We start from the raw sequence: 14,704 nt of genomic DNA on the forward strand, positions 1-14,704 counted from the left end.
CAAAGCCTGATTTCCGACCGGAGGCCCCAGATGGACAAGTATTCCGACCTACCCACGACCCTGACCGCACCGGCGCGCGAGGCTGCCGCGATCGTGCCCAGCGATGGCGACGATCTGGCGAGCCTTCCGCGCGCGATCTTCGTCGGAACCGCTGGCGATGTCGCGGTGACCATGGCGGGAGGCCAGTCGGTGACGCTGCGAGGTGTCGCCGCCGGTTCGACCCTGCCGATCCGGGTCCGGCGGGTGCTGGCCACCGGAACGACGGCGGCGGATCTTGTCGCGCTCTGGTGATCAGCCGCCGATGTGGCGCACGCCCCTGGCCTCGGCCAGTTCGACCTGGTGCTGGCGCTCTCGGAACCGCGCCCGGTCGCCGTCGTCGAATTCGCCGATGCAGCGATGACAGCTGACGCCCGCCTCGTATTCGGGGCGGGCCTTTTCGTCTTCGCTCAGGGGCCGGCGGCAGGCATGGCACAGATCGTGGCCCGTCGGGCGCAGGCCATGACCGATGCTGACGCGGCCGTCGAAGACGAAACAGCCGCCCTGCCAAAGGCTCTCGTCCTCGGGGACATCCTCCAGGTATTTCAGGATGCCGCCCTTCAGGTGAAACACCTCCTCCACCCCTTCGGAGACGAGAAAGCTCGTTGATTTCTCGCAGCGGATGCCGCCGGTGCAGAACATGGCGACGCGCTTGCCCTCGAAGCGATGGGCGTTCGCGCGCCACCAGTCCGGAAATTCCCGGAAGGTTTTCGTGCCGGGATCGATCGCCCCGGTGAAGGTGCCGATGGCGACCTCGTAATCATTGCGGGTGTCGATGAGCGCGACATCGTTGGCGCGGATCAGCGCATTCCACTCCGCCGGTTCGACATAGCGCCCGACGGCGGCGCGCGGGTCGATCTCGGGCTCTCCCATCGTCACGATCTCGCGCTTCAGGCGCACCTTCATGCGGCCGAAGGGCATCGTTTCGGCCTCGCTTTCCTTCCAGACGAGGTCCGCGCAGCCCGGCAAGGCGCGCACATGCGTCAGCACCGCATCAATGCCAGCGCGCGGGCCCGCGATGGTGCCGTTGATCCCTTCTCGAGCCAGAAGCAGCGTGCCCCTGACCCCCTCGCGCGCACAAAGGTCCAGAAGCGGCCCGCGCAGGGTTGCAGGGTCCTCGAAGCGGGTGAAATGATAAAGGGCGGCAACCGTGAGCATGGCGCGCTGATACGCCCGGCGGTCCCGCACGGCAAGGGCGGGATTGACCGGCGCCTCCGCCGCCCCTACGCATTGAAAAAAATGGAGGTTCCCATGCGCCCGGCAACCGAAGCGCTGATCGCCATCGACATCCAGTACGATTTCTGCCCCGGCGGCGCCCTGGCGGTCACCGGAGGGGACGAGATCATCCCCGAGGTCAATGCGCTGATGGACAGCTTCCAGGTCCGCGTCCTGACCCAGGACTGGCACCCGGCCAACCACAGTTCCTTCGCGGCGAACCACCCCGGGGCCGCGCCCTTCTCCGTGGTCGATATGCCCTACGGTCCGCAGGTTCTCTGGCCGGTGCACTGCGTTCAGGGCACCTCGGGCGCGGCCTTCCATGCCGGGCTTCGCACCGCGCCCGCGGACCTGATCCTGCGCAAGGGGTTCCGCGCGAGCATCGACAGCTATTCCGCCTTTTTCGAGAATGACCAAAGCACGCCAACCGGGCTGGAGGGCTATCTGCGCACCCGGGGGGTCAGCCATGTGACGCTGGTCGGGCTCGCCACCGATTTCTGCGTCGCCTATTCCGCGATCGACGCGGCGCGCCTGGGCTTCGGCGTGACGGTGATCGAAAGCGCCTGCCGGGCCATCGACCTTGATGGCTCGCTGGAGGCACAGCGCGAAGCGATGACCGACGCGGGCGTCGTGCTTGCCTGATCAGCCTTTGACCCGCCCCCTTGCCCTCGCGTAAGAGGCGGACAGAAAGGATCGTCACATGGTCGATATCGCCACGCGGGTCTACAATCACAACTGGAAGATCGACCCGATCGTCCGGTCGCTGATCGACACGGACTTTTACAAGCTGTTGATGTGTCAGTCCATTCTCAGGAATCGACCGGATACGCAGGTCACCTTCTCGCTCATCAACCGGACGACGCGGATCCCGCTGGCGCGGCTCATCGACGAGGGGGAGCTGCGCGAACAGCTCGACCATGTGCGCTCGCTCTCGCTTTCGCGCGGCGAAAGCACCTGGCTGCGCGGCAACACGTTCTACGGCAAGCGGCAGATGTTTTCCTCCGGCTTCATGGAGTGGTTCGAGACATTGAAGCTGCCGCCCTACCACCTGGAGCGGGTCGGCGATCAGTATGAGCTGACCTTCGAAGGCAGTTGGCCAGAGGTCATGCTTTGGGAAATTCCCGCCTTGGCCGTGCTGATGGAACTGCGCTCGCGCGCGGTGCTGGCCACGATGGGCAAGTTCGAGCTTCAGGTGCTTTACGCCCGCGCCATGACCAGGCTTTGGGAAAAGTTGGAGCGGTTGAAGAAGATCGACGGCCTCAGGATCGCGGATTTCGGCACAAGGCGCCGGCATTCCTTCCTCTGGCAGGACTGGTGTGTCCAGGCCCTGATCGAGGGGTTGGGCCCGGCCTTCGTCGGCACCTCGAACTGCCGCATCGCCATGCGCCGCGACATCGAGGCGATCGGAACCAACGCGCATGAACTGCCGATGGTGCTCGCCGCGCTTGCCGACACGGACGAAGACCTGCGCCAGGCGCCCTACCGCGTCCTGGCCGACTGGCATGAGGAACACGACGGCAACCTGCGTATCATCCTGCCCGACACCTATGGGACCGAGGGGTTCCTGGCCCACGCGCCCGACTGGCTTGCGGGCTGGACCGGCATCCGTATCGATTCGGGCGACCCTTCGACGGGCGCGGAAACCGCGATCGCGTGGTGGAAGTCACGCGGGGAGGACCCGCGCGAAAAGCTGGTGATCTTCTCGGACGGGCTCGACACCGACAAGATCGAGGAACTGCATGCCCGCTTCGTAGGTCGCGTCAAGGTGTCCTTCGGCTGGGGCACGCTTCTGACCAACGACTTCCGGGGCTTTGCGCCCAATGACGGGCTTTCGCCCTTCAGCCTGGTGTGCAAGGCGGTCAGCGCCAATGGCCGCCCGACCGTCAAGCTGTCGGACAACCCCAACAAGGCCATGGGCCCCGCCGAAGAAATCGAGCGCTACAAGCGCGTCTTCGGCGTTGGCGAACAGGCGGCGCAGGCGGTGATCGTCTAGGCCTCAGACCTTGCGGAAGGTCACCAGGAACCCGTGGTCGCCGGCGTGCGGCCCGGTGGCGCGGGGGCCATAAAAGGCAATGTCGGCGGCCCGGAAGCACATGATACTGCCCTCCTCCTCCAACGCGGAGAAACGCGCCGCGAAGCCTGCGGCGGCGTAGACGCCCGAATGCACCGACAGCGCGAAGAGCCCGCCGCTTTCGGTTACCCGGAGCATCTCCTCAATCGCCTCCGGCCCGGCATGGCCGAAGGTGAAGGTCCCCGAACTGACGCAGCCGAGGTAGGAACTGTCGGGAAAGTCCATCCGCGTGGTCACGTCGCCAAGGTGCAGGTCACGGTAGACGCCCTTTCCGCGGGCCACCGCGATCATCTCCGGCGAAATATCGACCCCGTCCACCGGGGTCACGCCGCGCTTGTGCAGCTCCGCCGCCAGAAGGCCGGTGCCGGCCCCCACGTCAAGGACGGGCCCGATGGCTTCGGCGGCATAGGCCTCGGCGATCAGCTGGGGAACGCGGAAATCCATGGCCGCCGCGAAGTCCGCGTCGTAGCTCGGCGCCAGCGTGCGATAATAGCGCAGGAGTTCCTCGGGCGTTTTCAGCCCGTAGGCATCGTCCAGATCGAAGTCCTTGTTGCCCATGCCCCATGGGGCCACGGCGCGGGCCCCGCGTCAAGCGGCCTTGCAGAGGGCACGCTTCCGGCGGATAGTCACGCCATGACTTCGACCCTGCTTTCCATCGGCCATGGCTATTCGGCCGCAGCACTCGCCCGGCGGCTTTCCGGCTGGCGCATCATCGGAACCACGCGCCGCGCGGAAAAGGCCGAACGGCTGCGAAACGCGGGGCTTGAGGCGCTGATGTGGCCGGGCGAGGATCTGGGTCCGGCCATCGCCGCGGCGAGCCATATCCTGGTTTCCGTGGCCCCCGATGACGACGGCGACCCGGTGCTGCGGACGCTGGCGGCCGGGATCGCCGCCGCCGCGCCGCACCTGCAATGGGTGGGGTATCTTTCGACCACCGGGGTTTACGGCGATCATGCCGGGGGTTGGGTTGATGAGTCGACGGCCCTGACCCCCTCGACCCGGCGGGGCAAGGCGCGGGTGCTGGCCGAAGGGCAGTGGCAGGCGCTGGCCGCGCGGGCGGGGCTTCCACTTCACATCTTCCGCTTGGCCGGCATCTACGGGCCGGGCCGTGGACCCTTTGAAAAGGTCAAGAACGGCACCGCGCGGCGTATCATCCGCGAAAACCAGTTCTTCAGCCGCATCCATGTCGATGACATCGCCGCAGCCCTACAGGCCTCGATCACGCGGCCCGATCCGGGCGCGATCTACAATGTGGCCGACGACGACCCCGCCCCGCCCGAGGATGTCCTGACCGAGGCGGCGCGGCTTCTGGGCCTTCCGCCCCCACCCGAGGTCGCCTTCGACGATGCGGAGATGACGCCGCTTGCCCGCAGCTTCTACGCGGAATCGAAGCGCGTTCGGAACGACCGCCTGAAGCGCGATCTGGGGGTGCGGCTTGCCTATCCCGACTACCATGCCGGGCTTCGGGCGCTGCTGGCCGACGAGGTTGACGAGGGTTAGGCCCGCTTGGCGCCCACGCGCGCCACGCCCAGAACCTCCAGCACCTTGGCCTCGATCTCGGGCGCGTTCATGCCGGCGACGGCATACATGTCCTCGGGGCTGGCCTGGTCGATGAAGATATCGGGCAGCACCATCGATCGGAACTTGAGCCCCCGGTCGAAGACGCCCGCCTCGGCCAGAAGCTGCGCGACGTGGCTGCCAAAGCCGCCGATGGCGCCCTCCTCGATGGTGATCAGCGCCTCATGCTCGGCCGCAAGCCGCAAGATCAGGTCGCGGTCGAGCGGCTTGGCGAAACGCGCGTCGGCGACCGTCGGGGCAAGCCCGCGCGCGGCCAGCGCCTCGCGCGCCTTCAGGACCTCGGCCAGGCGGGTGCCGAAGGACAGGATCGCGACGCGCCCGCCCTCGGCCACAATGCGGCCCTTGCCGATCTCCAGCGGCGTGCCGCGTTCGGGCATGTCGACGCCCACACCCTCGCCCCGCGGGAACCGGAAGGCCGAGGGGCGGTCGTCGATCGCCGCGGCGGTCGCGACCATATGGACCAGCTCCGCCTCATCCGCGGCGGCCATGACGACGAAATCCGGCAGGTTCGCAAGGAAGGCGATGTCGAAGGACCCCGCGTGCGTTGCCCCGTCGGCCCCCACCAGCCCCGCGCGATCGATCGGGAAGCGCACCGGAAGCCGCTGGATCGCCACGTCGTGGACGACCTGGTCGTAGCCGCGTTGCAGGAAGGTCGAATAGAGCGCGCAGAAGGGCTTCAGCCCCGCCGCCGCCATGCCGGCCGCGAAGGTCACGGCATGCTGTTCCGCGATCCCCACGTCGAAACAGCGCTTGGGGAAGCGTTCGGCGAACAGGTTCAGCCCCGTGCCGTCCGGCATCGCGGCGGTGATCGCCACGATCTTGTCGTCCCGCTCGGCTTGCTTGACCAAGCTCTGGGCAAAGACCTTGGTATAGGCGGGCGCGTTTGACGGCGCCTTTTTCTGCTCGCCGGTCAGCACGTCGAACTTGGCGGTCGCGTGACCCTTGTCGGCGGCGCGCTCCGCCGGGGCGTAGCCCTTGCCCTTCTTGGTCAGCACATGGATCAGCATCGGGCCGGTCGCCCGCGCGTGAACCGTGCGCAGCACGGTCAGCAGCATGTCCATGTCATGGCCATCGATCGGGCCGACATAGGAAAAGCCAAGTTCCTCGAAGAGCGTGCCGCCGACGGTCATGCCCTTGAGCATTTCCTTCGCGCGCCGCGCCCCTTCCTGGAACGGCTCCGGCAGCAGGCTGATGGCGCCCTTGGCGGCAGCTTTCAACTCTTGGAAGGGCGCACCCGCGTAAAGCCGCGACAGGTAGGCCGACATCGCGCCGACCGGCGGGGCGATCGACATCTCGTTGTCGTTGAGGATCACGAACAGCCGCTTGCCCAGATGGCCCGCGTTGTTCATCGCCTCATAGGCCATTCCCGCGCTCATCGAGCCGTCGCCAATGACCGCCACGGCGTCGCCGGGCGCGCCGCCCAGATCGCGCGCGGCGGCAAATCCCAGCGCGGCCGAGATCGAGGTGGAGCTATGCGCCGCCCCGAACGGGTCGAAGGGGCTTTCGGAACGTTTGGTGAAGCCCGACAGCCCGCCCTTCTGGCGCAGCGAGCGGATCCGGTCGCGCCGTCCGGTCAGGATCTTGTGCGGGTAGCACTGATGGCCGACATCCCAGATGATCTTGTCGCGCGGCGTGTCGAAGATGGCATGCAGCGCGACGGTCAGTTCCACTACGCCAAGCCCGGCGCCCAGATGACCGCCGGTGACGGAGACCGCGCTGATCGTCTCGGCGCGCACCTCGTCGGCAAGCTGGCGCAGTTCCCGGTCCGACAGCTGTTTCATGTCGGCGGGGACGTCTACGCGGTCCAGGACGGGTGTGATCGGTCGGTCGCTCATCGGGATTCCAGAGGCTACATCTCGCGCGAGATAACGAAGCGCGCCGCCTGTCTCAAGTTCTCCGCTGTCGCACCATAGGGTAAAAGCGCGGATTCGGCCTCTTCAATCAGCGCGCGGGCCCGGGATTTCGCGCCTTCGAGCCCCAGAAGCGACACGAAGGTCGCCTTGCCGGCGCCCGCGTCCTTGCCCAGCCGCTTGCCCGCCTTGGCCGGATCGCCCTCGACATCAAGGATGTCGTCGGCGATCTGGAAGGCAAGCCCCAGCGCCTTCGCGTAGGTCGCCAGCGGCGCGCGGTCGGCCCCGGCAAGGATCGCCCCCGCCTCTGCCGCGAAGGAAATCAACGCCCCGGTCTTTCCGGCCTGAAGCGCGGTGATCTCGGCCAGCGATAAGGGCGCGTCCGCCGTTTCGGCGGCGATGTCCAGCGCCTGGCCCAGCACCATGCCTTCGGCGCCAGACGCGCGCGCGAGCGCCCGTACAAGGTCCAGCCGCCGGTCGGCTGGCCCCAGCGACGGATCGCAGCAAAGCTCGAACGCCAGCGTCTGGAGCGCATCGCCCGCAAGCACCGCCGTTGCCTCGTCCCATTTGACATGCACCGTGGGTTGACCCCGGCGCAGATCGTCGTCGTCCATGCAGGGCAGATCGTCGTGCACCAGCGAATAGGCGTGAAGCGCCTCGACCGCGGCGGCGGCGGGCATGGCCTGCGCCATGGAGATGCCGAACAGCGCCGCGCCCTCGATCACCAGGAAGGCGCGGATGCGCTTGCCGCCCTGAAGCGCGTAGCGCATCGCATGCACCACAGGGACGTCGGCAAGCCGGGCCAGCGCATCATCCAGCGCGACCTGAACCCCGGCCTGGACCTGTTTCAGACGATCGGGAAACACTCACAACCCTTCGGCCGGCGTCGTGCCCACGGGCTGCCCGGCGGCAAGGGTGATCTTTTGCACCTTCTCCTCCGCCTCGTTCAGCTTCTTTTCGCAATGCGCCTTCAAGGCCGCGCCGCGTTCATAGAGCGCGATGGACTTTTCCAGCTCGACATTGCCCGATTCCAGCTGCCGGACCAAGTCCTCCAGCGCCTTCATCGCATCCTCGAAACTCATTGCGGCAATATCGCTCATTCGCCCCGCTCCAACAGAACCCTGACATGCGCGGCGACCGAGGCCGCGAGCGCGGGCAGATCATATCCGCCCTCCAGCGACGATACCACCCGCCCCCCGCAGCAATCGTCGGCCAGGTCGCAGATGGCATGGGTGATCCAGGCAAAGTCCGCCTCGGTCCAGTCGAGGTTCGCAAGAGGGTCGGCGCGATGGGCGTCGAAACCCGCCGAAACCAGGATCAGCTCGGGCGCGAAGGCCCGGACGTGGGTCAAGGCACCCTCCCAGGCCGCGCGCATCTCTGCCCGACCCGAGCCGGGTGGCAGCGGCAGGTTCAGGATCTGGCCATGGGCGCCGCGCTCGCTGGCGTAGCCCGAACCGGGGTAAAGCGGCATCTGATGTGAGGACACGAACATCGCGCGCGGCTCGCTCCACAGCAGGTCCTGTGTCCCGTTGCCGTGGTGGACGTCGAAATCTAGAATCGCGACGCGCGCCAGCCCGTGATGGTCCAGCGCATATTTCGCGGCGATCGCAACCGTCCCGAACAGGCAAAAGCCCATCGCGGTCGCGGTTTCGGCGTGATGTCCGGGCGGGCGCATCGCGACGAAGGCGTTCCGTGCCGCGCCGTCCAGAACCGCGTCCACGGCCGCGTTGGCCGCGCCGATCGCGCGCAGGGCCGCATCAAAGGACCCGGGCGCCATGAAAGTGTCGCCGTCGAGGCGCGACCAACCCTCGGCCGGACGTGCTGCCTTGACCCGGTCGAGGTAGTCCTGCGGGTGGCAGCGCAGCACCTCTGCCTCGGCGGCAAGGGGTGGCGTGCGCCGGTCGAGTGCGTCGAAATCCGGGTGCCGGAACGCCTCGTAGATCGCCTCAAGCCGCGCCACCTGTTCGGGGTGGCCGGGCGGGTTCACATGCTCAAGCGCCTGGGGATGTGTGAAGAACAGCGTTGCCATCGCCGCACCATATTGGTCTTGGCGGCAAGGGCAAGCCGGATCGGCGAGGGCCAAGCCGGATCGGCAAGGGGCCGGGCCGCTATTCCGGTGCCAGCATGTAGCCCGCGCCCCGCACGGTCTGAAGGTAGCGGGGCTGCTTGGGGTCGGATTCGAACTTGCGGCGCAGGCGCGTGATCTGGACATCGACCGCGCGTTCCTGCGCGCCCCCGTCCGGGGCGCTGCGGCCCAGATCCTCCACCAGCTTGGCGCGGCTGATCGGCTCGCCCGGCTGGGCGGCGAAGATCCGCATTAACGCGGCCTCGGTCGCGGTCAACCGGACCAGGGCATCGCCGCGCCACATCTCCCCGCGGTCGATATCGTAGCGGACCGGACCCAGTTGCAGCACTTTTGGCACCTTCTCGGTGACCGAGGGTGCGGGCGCGCGCCGCAGGATCGCATTGATCCTGAGCAGAAGCTCGCGCGGCTCGAACGGCTTGGTCAGGTAATCATCTGCCCCGGCCTCAAGCCCCGCGATGCGATCGGCGGTTTCCCCCTTCGCGGTCAGAAGCAGGATCGGCGTGTCCATGCTGCCGCGAAGCTCGCGCGTGAGCGTGACGCCATCCTCGCCTGGCATCATCACGTCCATGACGATCAGATCGAACTCCAACCCCGCTAAAAGCCTGCGGGCATGGGCCGCATCGCGCGCCGCCGTGACCCAGAAGCCGTGACGTGCCAGGAACTTCTGCAACAGGCCCCGGATGCGCTCGTCATCATCGACGATCAGAAGATGGGTGTCGGGCTGGTCGCTCATGCACCGCCGTCCTTCATGGTCTGGTAAAAGCGGCGCAGGTCGGGGTCCATCATCGCCTCAAGCACCTGGCGGAACCCGGCCACGGCCGCCGGCCCGGCCGCGCGATAGGCCGCGCGCATGCGTGCCCGCTGCGCATCCGACAATTCGCGTTCCAGCGCCGCGCCCTTCTCAGTCAGGAACAGGTGCCTTTCGCGCTTGTCGCGCCGGCCGACGCGGGATTCGACCAGCCCATCCTCGACCAGCGCCCGCAGGACGCGGTTCAACGACTGCTTGGTGACGCCCAGAACGCTCAGCAGCGTGTTGACCGTCAATCCCGGCTGGCGATGGATGAAATGGATCGCCCGGTGGTGCGCGCGGCCATAGGCGTAGTTTTCGAGAATCCGATCCGGATCGGCGGTGAAGCCGCGATAGGCGAAGAACATCGCCTCGATCCCCTTGCGCAGCTGCTCGTCCGTCAGGAACAGAAGGCTTTCGCCCCCCTGCGCCGCACCGCCGCTTACCGACATGCCCCCTCCACGCCCCTGCCTGAGGCCCGGAGTGATTTTATGTCAGCCTTGTTGACTTTCCAAGTCTCAACTGATAGCGAATCCCAGATTTCGCGCAATATTATGTCCGCTTCGGACCAAATGGGCGCAATTTTCGCAAAACGGGACCACCCGAGGAGGACGACATGGCCGGTGCTTACGACGATCGCGACGGCAAGATCTGGATGGACGGAAAGCTTGTCGAATGGCGCGATGCCAAGGTGCATATCCTGACGCATGCGCTGCATTACGCCTCCTCCGTGTTCGAGGGCGAGCGCTGCTACGACGGCAAGATCTTCAAGGGCCACGAACATTCCCTGCGCCTGCGCCGCTCGGCCGAGCTTCTGGACATGGAAATCCCCTATTCGGCCGAAGAACTCGACATCGCCAAGGACGCGGTTCTGAAGGCCAACGGCTGGGACAACGCCTATGTGCGCGCCATCGCCTGGCGCGGTTCGGGCGAGGACATGGGGGTCGCGGCCAAGCGCAACCCGGTCCGCGTGGCGATCGCCGCCTGGGAATGGGGCAACTATTACGGTGACGCCAAGATGAAGGGCGCCAAGCTCGACATCGCGAAGTGGCGCCGCCCCGACCCGGCCACCATCCCGTGCGAGGCAAAGGCCGCAGGCCTTTACATGATCTGCACGATGTCAAAGCACGCCGCGGAGGCGAAGGGTTGCTCGGACGCGATGATGTTCGATTACCGCGGCTACGTGGCCGAGGCGACCGGCGCCAACATCTTCTTCGTCAAGGACGGGGAGGTTCACACGCCCAAGCCCGACTGCTTCCTCAACGGCATCACCCGCCAGACGGTGGTCCAGATGCTGAAGGACATGCAGATCAAGGTGCATGAACGCCACATCATGCCCGAAGAGCTTGAGAGCTTTGAACAGTGCTGGCTGACCGGAACCGCAGCCGAGGTGACGCCCGTGGGCCAGATCGGCACCTACAATTTCGAAGTCGGCGATCTGACCCGGCGTGTGGCGACCGAATACGAAAAGCTGGTTCGCAGCTAAGCGGACCCCCCATCCGGGGATCGGCGGCGCGCCTTCGGGCGCGCCGTTTTCATTCAGGCGGTCTCGCCGCGTTCGATCCGCAGATACTCCCGCATCCTCACCGCGTCATCACGCGTTCCCGCCCGCTCGTGCAGGGCGCGGGTTGCCGGATGGCGGTCGTCGCCCGACACGCGCTCGACCTCGGTGAATTTCTTGAGACGCCCCCCTTCGGATGGGGTGCGACGGTCGGTGATATGCCGGCTCATGCTATCCTCCTTGCGGTTCTTGTCTGTCTTCCTCTCGAAGATTCTTCCAGCATGAAACAAAATGCGTCCTTTGGCTACCCGTGGGACAAGAGGCCGTGAAATGAGCGAAGTTCGGCCGCTTTTCCGCCCGCAGGGCAACGGGTCATCACTGTTCCAGCCGCGCACAGGCCCAGCGTGCTGCGTCCGCGACTGCGGGGTCGGGATCACCGGTCAGCGCCGCGGCGGCCGGCCTCAGCGCCGGGGATCCGGAATTGCCGATTGCGTACAAGACGTTGCGAACGAAGCGGTTGCGTCCGATGCGCTTGACTGGGCTGCCGGAAAACCGCGCGCGGAATGCCGCATCATCCAGCGCCGCCAGTTCCGCAAGCGGCGGTGCCCCCACACGGGCGGCATAGCCAGCCTCCCGCGCCGCCTGGGCGAACTTGTTCCACGGGCAGACGGCGAGGCAGTCGTCGCAGCCATAGATCCGGTTGCCCAGAAGCGGGCGCAGGGCCTCATCGATCGGCCCGGAATGCTCGATGGTCAGGTAGGAAATGCAGCGCCGCGCATCGAGCTGATAGGGCGCGGGGAACGCCCCGGTCGGGCAAATATCCAGGCAAGCCCGGCAGGACCCGCAATGATCGCGCTCCGCCGCGTCCTTCGGCAGATCGAGCGTGGTGAAGATCGCGCCCAGGAAGAACCAGCTTCCCAAGTCCCGGCTCACAAGGTTCGTGTGCTTGCCCTGCCAGCCAAGGCCGGCGGCCTGCGCGAGCGGTTTCTCCATCACCGGTGCCGTATCGACGAATACCTTGATCTCCGCCTCGACACCCTGCCGCGCGGCCTCCGCGATCAGCCACCGCCCGACCCGCTTCAGCCGCTTCTTGACCAGGTCGTGGTAATCGCGCCCTTGGGCATAGACCGAAACCGCACCGCAGTCCCTCTCGCTCAGCACCGCAAGGGGATCGTCCTTGGGGGTATAGAGCTCGGCCAGCATGATCACGGTTCGCGCCTCCGGCCAAAGCGCGGATGGGTCGCCCCGCCAGTGCATCCGTTCGGCCATCCAAGCCATCTGCCCGTGTCGCCCCGCTTCGACGAAGGCCTCCAGCCGGCCCGCAGCATCCGGGATCGCATCTGGCCGACAGAAGCCCACAGCCGAAAACCCTTCGGCCTGCGCCACCTCGACCAGCCGCGCGCTGAGCATGCCGGACTCCACGCCTCCTCCTTCTTCTTTTCGCAAATATCCCGGGGGTCCGGGGGCAGCGCCCCCGGCGGCTTCCGTTCAGAAATCCAGGTCGGCGTAATGCGCGGGCGGCGGGAAGCCCGGCACCTGGTCGGCCAGGATCGACCGGAAGGCCGGGCGCGACTTGATCTTGGCGTACCAGTCCTTGACGTTCTGGCTGCGGTTCCAGTCCACGTCCGAGATGTAATCGAGGCTCGACAGATGCGCCGCCGCCGCGAAATCGGCCAGCGTCATCTCGTTGCCCGCCAGCCAGCGCCGCTGCTCCAGAAGCCAGCTGAGGTAATCGAGGTGGAACTTGATCTTCTGGGCCCCGGATTTGACGTTCCGGCTTTCGGGATAGCCCTGTCCCATGAGCTTCTTGTTGACCCGCTCGTAAAGCAGCTTGGAGGTCACTTCCTCATGGAACTTGTCGTCGAACCAGGCGCAAAGCCGCCGGACCTCGCAACGCGCCTCGGGTTCGCGCGGCATCAGGCGGGGCTCGGGGATGGTTTCCTCAAGGTATTCGCAGATGGCCTGGCTTTCGCTCAGGAAGCGGCCGTTGATCTTCAGCACCGGCACCTTGCCCGCGGGGCTGCGCCGCAGGAACTCGGGGCTTTGTTCCCAGTAGCGCTCCTCGACCAGCTCGACCTCGACCTTCTTCTCGGCGAGCGTCAGGCGGACCTTGCGGCAGAACGGGGACAGGGGAACGTGATAAAGACGTGTCATCGCGGGGGCCTCGGTTTGATCCCGTGATAGCCGCGCCCCTTGCGGCGTTCAACCTTGGAAACAGTCGGCGCGGCCATCCGCGTGGATCGTATCGGCGCCCTCGGCGATCTGGCGCGCGCGCTTGCGCAGAAAGGCCGAGGGTTCGGCGGGATTGCGCTCCTTCGGATTGGGAAGCGCCGCGGCAAGCAGCGCGGCGCGCCCGCCAGAAAGCTCCTTGGCGGAGGTGCCGAAATAATGCTGCGCGGCCGCCTCGATCCCGAACACGCCCTGCCCGAATTCCGCGACATTCAGGTAGATCTCAAGCATCCGCCGCTTGGTCCAGACGAGCTCCGCCACCGGGGTCATCAGGGCCTCAAGCGCCTTGCGCGGCCAACTGCGTCCCTGCCAGAGAAAGACGTTCTTCACGGTCTGCTGCGACAGGGTCGAGGCGCCCCGAGTGCCACCCTGGTCGATCGCCTCGCGGATTGCCGCCATGTCGAAGCCCCAGTGCAGGCAATAGTTCGCGTCCTCCGCCGCGACGATGGCGCGGGGCACCTCGGGCGACATCTCCTCCAGGTCCACCCAGTCGTGCCGGATGCCGCCGTAGCGTATGCTTTCAGCCAGCATATAGGCGGTGGTCGGCGGGTTGATGACGCTGTAGGCCAGCACAGACGCCAGAAACAGCGCCACGAGACCGCCAAGCGCCCGTGTTCCCCATCTGAGGATCTGCCGCGCGCTCGGCACGCGCGCCGCTGTGGCCGCAGGTTTGCGGCCCTTCTTCGCCCGGGATCTTGTCGCCTTCTTCGCCATCGCCCGACCTTAGCCATGGCTTCGGCACCGGGGTCAAGGGCCAGACCGGCCCTGCTCCGGATCAGCCGCGCAGAACCCCGGCCTCGCGCCCCGTCACGATGCGCGCGGCCGGGGCAAGGAAGGTTGCGGCAAGCGTCGCGACCTCCGAAAAGATGGCGAGGATTTCCGGGCGCAACGCCGCGTCGCCCACGATCTGGTCTCCGACGGGATGAAAGCTTTCGCCGCCCGCGCCCGCGGCCAGCACGATCTCGTGCCGGTCAGGCATGAAGTGCAGCTTGTCGATCTGCGCCTGCGGGGCGCGATGCACGCGGGGCTGGCCGACCCCGTATTTGGCCGCCACCAGACCCTGGTCTTGCCGGAATACCGGATGCTGGTGACGGGCTGGCGGGTGGAGCTGTCGAAGCTTGCGCCAAAAAAGCACGCTGCCGTCAGTGGGTGCGAACATCACGCGGCCATCTGCGAGGTAGAGAAGCGTGCCGTAGACGCTGAGATGTGCCCCGGTTGGTGGGGGCTGTGGCGGGTCGAACAGATCGAGCCGATCGTCAAAGATGATCTCGGCCAGGATGCCCCGCCAGACCGGGACTGCCCCGGAGAGATCAGCATGTCAGGGCGCAAAAGGCCCGTATCGGGAACTCCG

Annotated in this window: 18 protein-coding genes; 5 read left to right on the plus strand and 13 right to left on the minus strand. The window is 66.7% G+C overall.

The window, feature by feature from the left end:
- Nucleotides 1–30 precede the first annotated feature (30 nt).
- Nucleotides 31–291: a spike base protein, RCAP_Rcc01079 family gene (locus OE647_RS00990; RefSeq protein WP_263719719.1), complete on the plus strand. Its 261-nt coding sequence runs from the start codon at nt 31–33 to the stop codon at nt 289–291.
- On the opposite strand, the gene trhO is transcribed toward OE647_RS00990, so the two are convergent.
- Nucleotides 292–1,194, minus strand: coding sequence for an oxygen-dependent tRNA uridine(34) hydroxylase TrhO (gene trhO / locus OE647_RS00995; RefSeq protein WP_263719720.1), 903 nt, complete (start codon nt 1,192–1,194; stop codon nt 292–294).
- Nucleotides 1,195–1,287: 93 nt separating this feature from the next.
- Here trhO and pncA point away from each other — a divergent pair, with 93 nt between their 5' ends.
- The gene (pncA, locus tag OE647_RS01000) at nt 1,288–1,893 is read left to right on the plus strand and encodes a bifunctional nicotinamidase/pyrazinamidase (protein ID WP_263719721.1); all 606 of its coding nucleotides are present in this window, start codon (nt 1,288–1,290) and stop codon (nt 1,891–1,893) included.
- A gap of 58 nt (nt 1,894–1,951) precedes the next feature.
- A complete protein-coding gene (gene pncB, locus OE647_RS01005; protein ID WP_263719722.1) occupies nt 1,952–3,244 on the plus strand; it encodes a nicotinate phosphoribosyltransferase in 1,293 nt (430 codons plus the stop codon).
- 3 nt (nt 3,245–3,247) lie between these two features.
- On the opposite strand, the gene OE647_RS01010 is transcribed toward pncB, so the two are convergent.
- Entirely contained in the window at nt 3,248–3,895 is a 648-nt protein-coding gene (locus tag OE647_RS01010; RefSeq protein WP_263719723.1) for a class I SAM-dependent DNA methyltransferase, read from the minus strand.
- A 60-nt stretch (nt 3,896–3,955) separates the two neighbouring features.
- On the opposite strand from OE647_RS01010, the gene OE647_RS01015 reads away from it, so the two are divergent.
- Nucleotides 3,956–4,822: an SDR family oxidoreductase gene (locus tag OE647_RS01015; protein WP_263719724.1), complete on the plus strand. Its 867-nt coding sequence runs from the start codon at nt 3,956–3,958 to the stop codon at nt 4,820–4,822.
- On the opposite strand, the gene dxs is transcribed toward OE647_RS01015, so the two are convergent.
- From dxs to OE647_RS01045, 6 genes are all read right to left on the minus strand, one after another.
- Nucleotides 4,819–6,735 (minus strand): 1-deoxy-D-xylulose-5-phosphate synthase, encoded by a 1,917-nt coding sequence (dxs, locus tag OE647_RS01020; protein WP_263719725.1) that lies wholly within the window; start codon nt 6,733–6,735, stop codon nt 4,819–4,821. The two genes, OE647_RS01015 and dxs, sit on opposite strands and share 4 nt — an antisense overlap.
- A 14-nt stretch (nt 6,736–6,749) precedes the next feature.
- Nucleotides 6,750–7,616, minus strand: coding sequence for a polyprenyl synthetase family protein (locus OE647_RS01025; protein ID WP_263719726.1), 867 nt, complete (start codon nt 7,614–7,616; stop codon nt 6,750–6,752).
- The gene (locus OE647_RS01030; RefSeq protein ID WP_263719727.1) at nt 7,617–7,850 is read right to left on the minus strand and encodes an exodeoxyribonuclease VII small subunit; all 234 of its coding nucleotides are present in this window, start codon (nt 7,848–7,850) and stop codon (nt 7,617–7,619) included.
- Complete coding sequence (locus tag OE647_RS01035) at nt 7,847–8,779, minus strand: histone deacetylase family protein (protein ID WP_263719728.1); 933 nt, start codon at nt 8,777–8,779, stop codon at nt 7,847–7,849. Before OE647_RS01035 ends, OE647_RS01030 begins: the two co-directional genes overlap by 4 nt.
- 79 nt (nt 8,780–8,858) lie before the next feature.
- Complete coding sequence (locus OE647_RS01040; RefSeq protein ID WP_263719729.1) at nt 8,859–9,569, minus strand: response regulator; 711 nt, start codon at nt 9,567–9,569, stop codon at nt 8,859–8,861.
- Entirely contained in the window at nt 9,566–10,075 is a 510-nt protein-coding gene (locus OE647_RS01045) for a MarR family winged helix-turn-helix transcriptional regulator (RefSeq protein WP_263719730.1), read from the minus strand. The genes OE647_RS01040 and OE647_RS01045 overlap by 4 nt, the downstream gene beginning before the upstream one ends.
- A gap of 164 nt (nt 10,076–10,239) precedes the next feature.
- Here OE647_RS01045 and OE647_RS01050 point away from each other — a divergent pair, with 164 nt between their 5' ends.
- Nucleotides 10,240–11,109 (plus strand): branched-chain amino acid aminotransferase, encoded by an 870-nt coding sequence (locus OE647_RS01050; protein ID WP_263719731.1) that lies wholly within the window; start codon nt 10,240–10,242, stop codon nt 11,107–11,109.
- Between the two features lie 53 nt (nt 11,110–11,162).
- Here OE647_RS01050 and OE647_RS01055 read toward each other — a convergent pair whose 3' ends face one another.
- The 5 genes from OE647_RS01055 to OE647_RS01075 all read right to left on the minus strand — a co-directional run bounded on the left by OE647_RS01055 (nt 11,163) and on the right by OE647_RS01075 (nt 14,512).
- Nucleotides 11,163–11,354, minus strand: a complete 192-nt coding sequence (locus tag OE647_RS01055) for a hypothetical protein (protein ID WP_263719732.1) — start codon at nt 11,352–11,354, stop codon at nt 11,163–11,165.
- A gap of 145 nt (nt 11,355–11,499) precedes the next feature.
- Entirely contained in the window at nt 11,500–12,534 is a 1,035-nt protein-coding gene (queG, locus tag OE647_RS01060; protein WP_263719938.1) for a tRNA epoxyqueuosine(34) reductase QueG, read from the minus strand.
- 78 nt (nt 12,535–12,612) lie between these two features.
- Complete coding sequence (gene fzlA, locus OE647_RS01065) at nt 12,613–13,278, minus strand: FtsZ-binding protein FzlA (RefSeq protein ID WP_263719733.1); 666 nt, start codon at nt 13,276–13,278, stop codon at nt 12,613–12,615.
- A 48-nt stretch (nt 13,279–13,326) separates the two neighbouring features.
- Nucleotides 13,327–14,067 (minus strand): monofunctional biosynthetic peptidoglycan transglycosylase, encoded by a 741-nt coding sequence (gene mtgA, locus OE647_RS01070; RefSeq protein ID WP_263719734.1) that lies wholly within the window; start codon nt 14,065–14,067, stop codon nt 13,327–13,329.
- A gap of 61 nt (nt 14,068–14,128) precedes the next feature.
- On the minus strand, nt 14,129–14,512 hold the full coding sequence (locus OE647_RS01075; RefSeq protein WP_263719735.1) for a Hint domain-containing protein: 384 nt from the start codon (nt 14,510–14,512) through the stop codon (nt 14,129–14,131).
- Nucleotides 14,513–14,704 lie beyond the last annotated feature (192 nt).

Origin of the sequence: Albidovulum sediminicola, from assembly GCF_025751575.1 — a bacterium.
Lineage (GTDB): Bacteria > Pseudomonadota > Alphaproteobacteria > Rhodobacterales > Rhodobacteraceae > Albidovulum > Albidovulum sediminicola.

What these genes read in the sequence shown, in the direction of transcription:
- pncB (WP_263719722.1), top strand. Translation starts at nt 1,952, where the DNA reads ATGGTCGATATCGCCACGCGGGTCTACAATCACAACTGGAAGATCGAC.
- OE647_RS01015 (WP_263719724.1), top strand. Translation starts at nt 3,956, where the DNA reads ATGACTTCGACCCTGCTTTCCATCGGCCATGGCTATTCGGCCGCAGCA.
- OE647_RS01035 (WP_263719728.1), bottom strand. Translation starts at nt 8,779, where the DNA reads ATGGCAACGCTGTTCTTCACACATCCCCAGGCGCTTGAGCATGTGAAC.
- pncA (WP_263719721.1), top strand. Translation starts at nt 1,288, where the DNA reads ATGCGCCCGGCAACCGAAGCGCTGATCGCCATCGACATCCAGTACGAT.
- OE647_RS01040 (WP_263719729.1), bottom strand. Translation starts at nt 9,569, where the DNA reads ATGAGCGACCAGCCCGACACCCATCTTCTGATCGTCGATGATGACGAG.
- trhO (WP_263719720.1), bottom strand. Translation starts at nt 1,194, where the DNA reads ATGCTCACGGTTGCCGCCCTTTATCATTTCACCCGCTTCGAGGACCCT.
- queG (WP_263719938.1), bottom strand. Translation starts at nt 12,534, where the DNA reads ATGCTCAGCGCGCGGCTGGTCGAGGTGGCGCAGGCCGAAGGGTTTTCG.
- OE647_RS01075 (WP_263719735.1), bottom strand. Translation starts at nt 14,512, where the DNA reads ATGTTCGCACCCACTGACGGCAGCGTGCTTTTTTGGCGCAAGCTTCGA.
- dxs (WP_263719725.1), bottom strand. Translation starts at nt 6,735, where the DNA reads ATGAGCGACCGACCGATCACACCCGTCCTGGACCGCGTAGACGTCCCC.
- OE647_RS01045 (WP_263719730.1), bottom strand. Translation starts at nt 10,075, where the DNA reads ATGTCGGTAAGCGGCGGTGCGGCGCAGGGGGGCGAAAGCCTTCTGTTC.
- OE647_RS00990 (WP_263719719.1), top strand. Translation starts at nt 31, where the DNA reads ATGGACAAGTATTCCGACCTACCCACGACCCTGACCGCACCGGCGCGC.
- OE647_RS01055 (WP_263719732.1), bottom strand. Translation starts at nt 11,354, where the DNA reads ATGAGCCGGCATATCACCGACCGTCGCACCCCATCCGAAGGGGGGCGT.
- OE647_RS01050 (WP_263719731.1), top strand. Translation starts at nt 10,240, where the DNA reads ATGGCCGGTGCTTACGACGATCGCGACGGCAAGATCTGGATGGACGGA.
- mtgA (WP_263719734.1), bottom strand. Translation starts at nt 14,067, where the DNA reads ATGGCGAAGAAGGCGACAAGATCCCGGGCGAAGAAGGGCCGCAAACCT.
- fzlA (WP_263719733.1), bottom strand. Translation starts at nt 13,278, where the DNA reads ATGACACGTCTTTATCACGTTCCCCTGTCCCCGTTCTGCCGCAAGGTC.
- OE647_RS01030 (WP_263719727.1), bottom strand. Translation starts at nt 7,850, where the DNA reads ATGAGCGATATTGCCGCAATGAGTTTCGAGGATGCGATGAAGGCGCTG.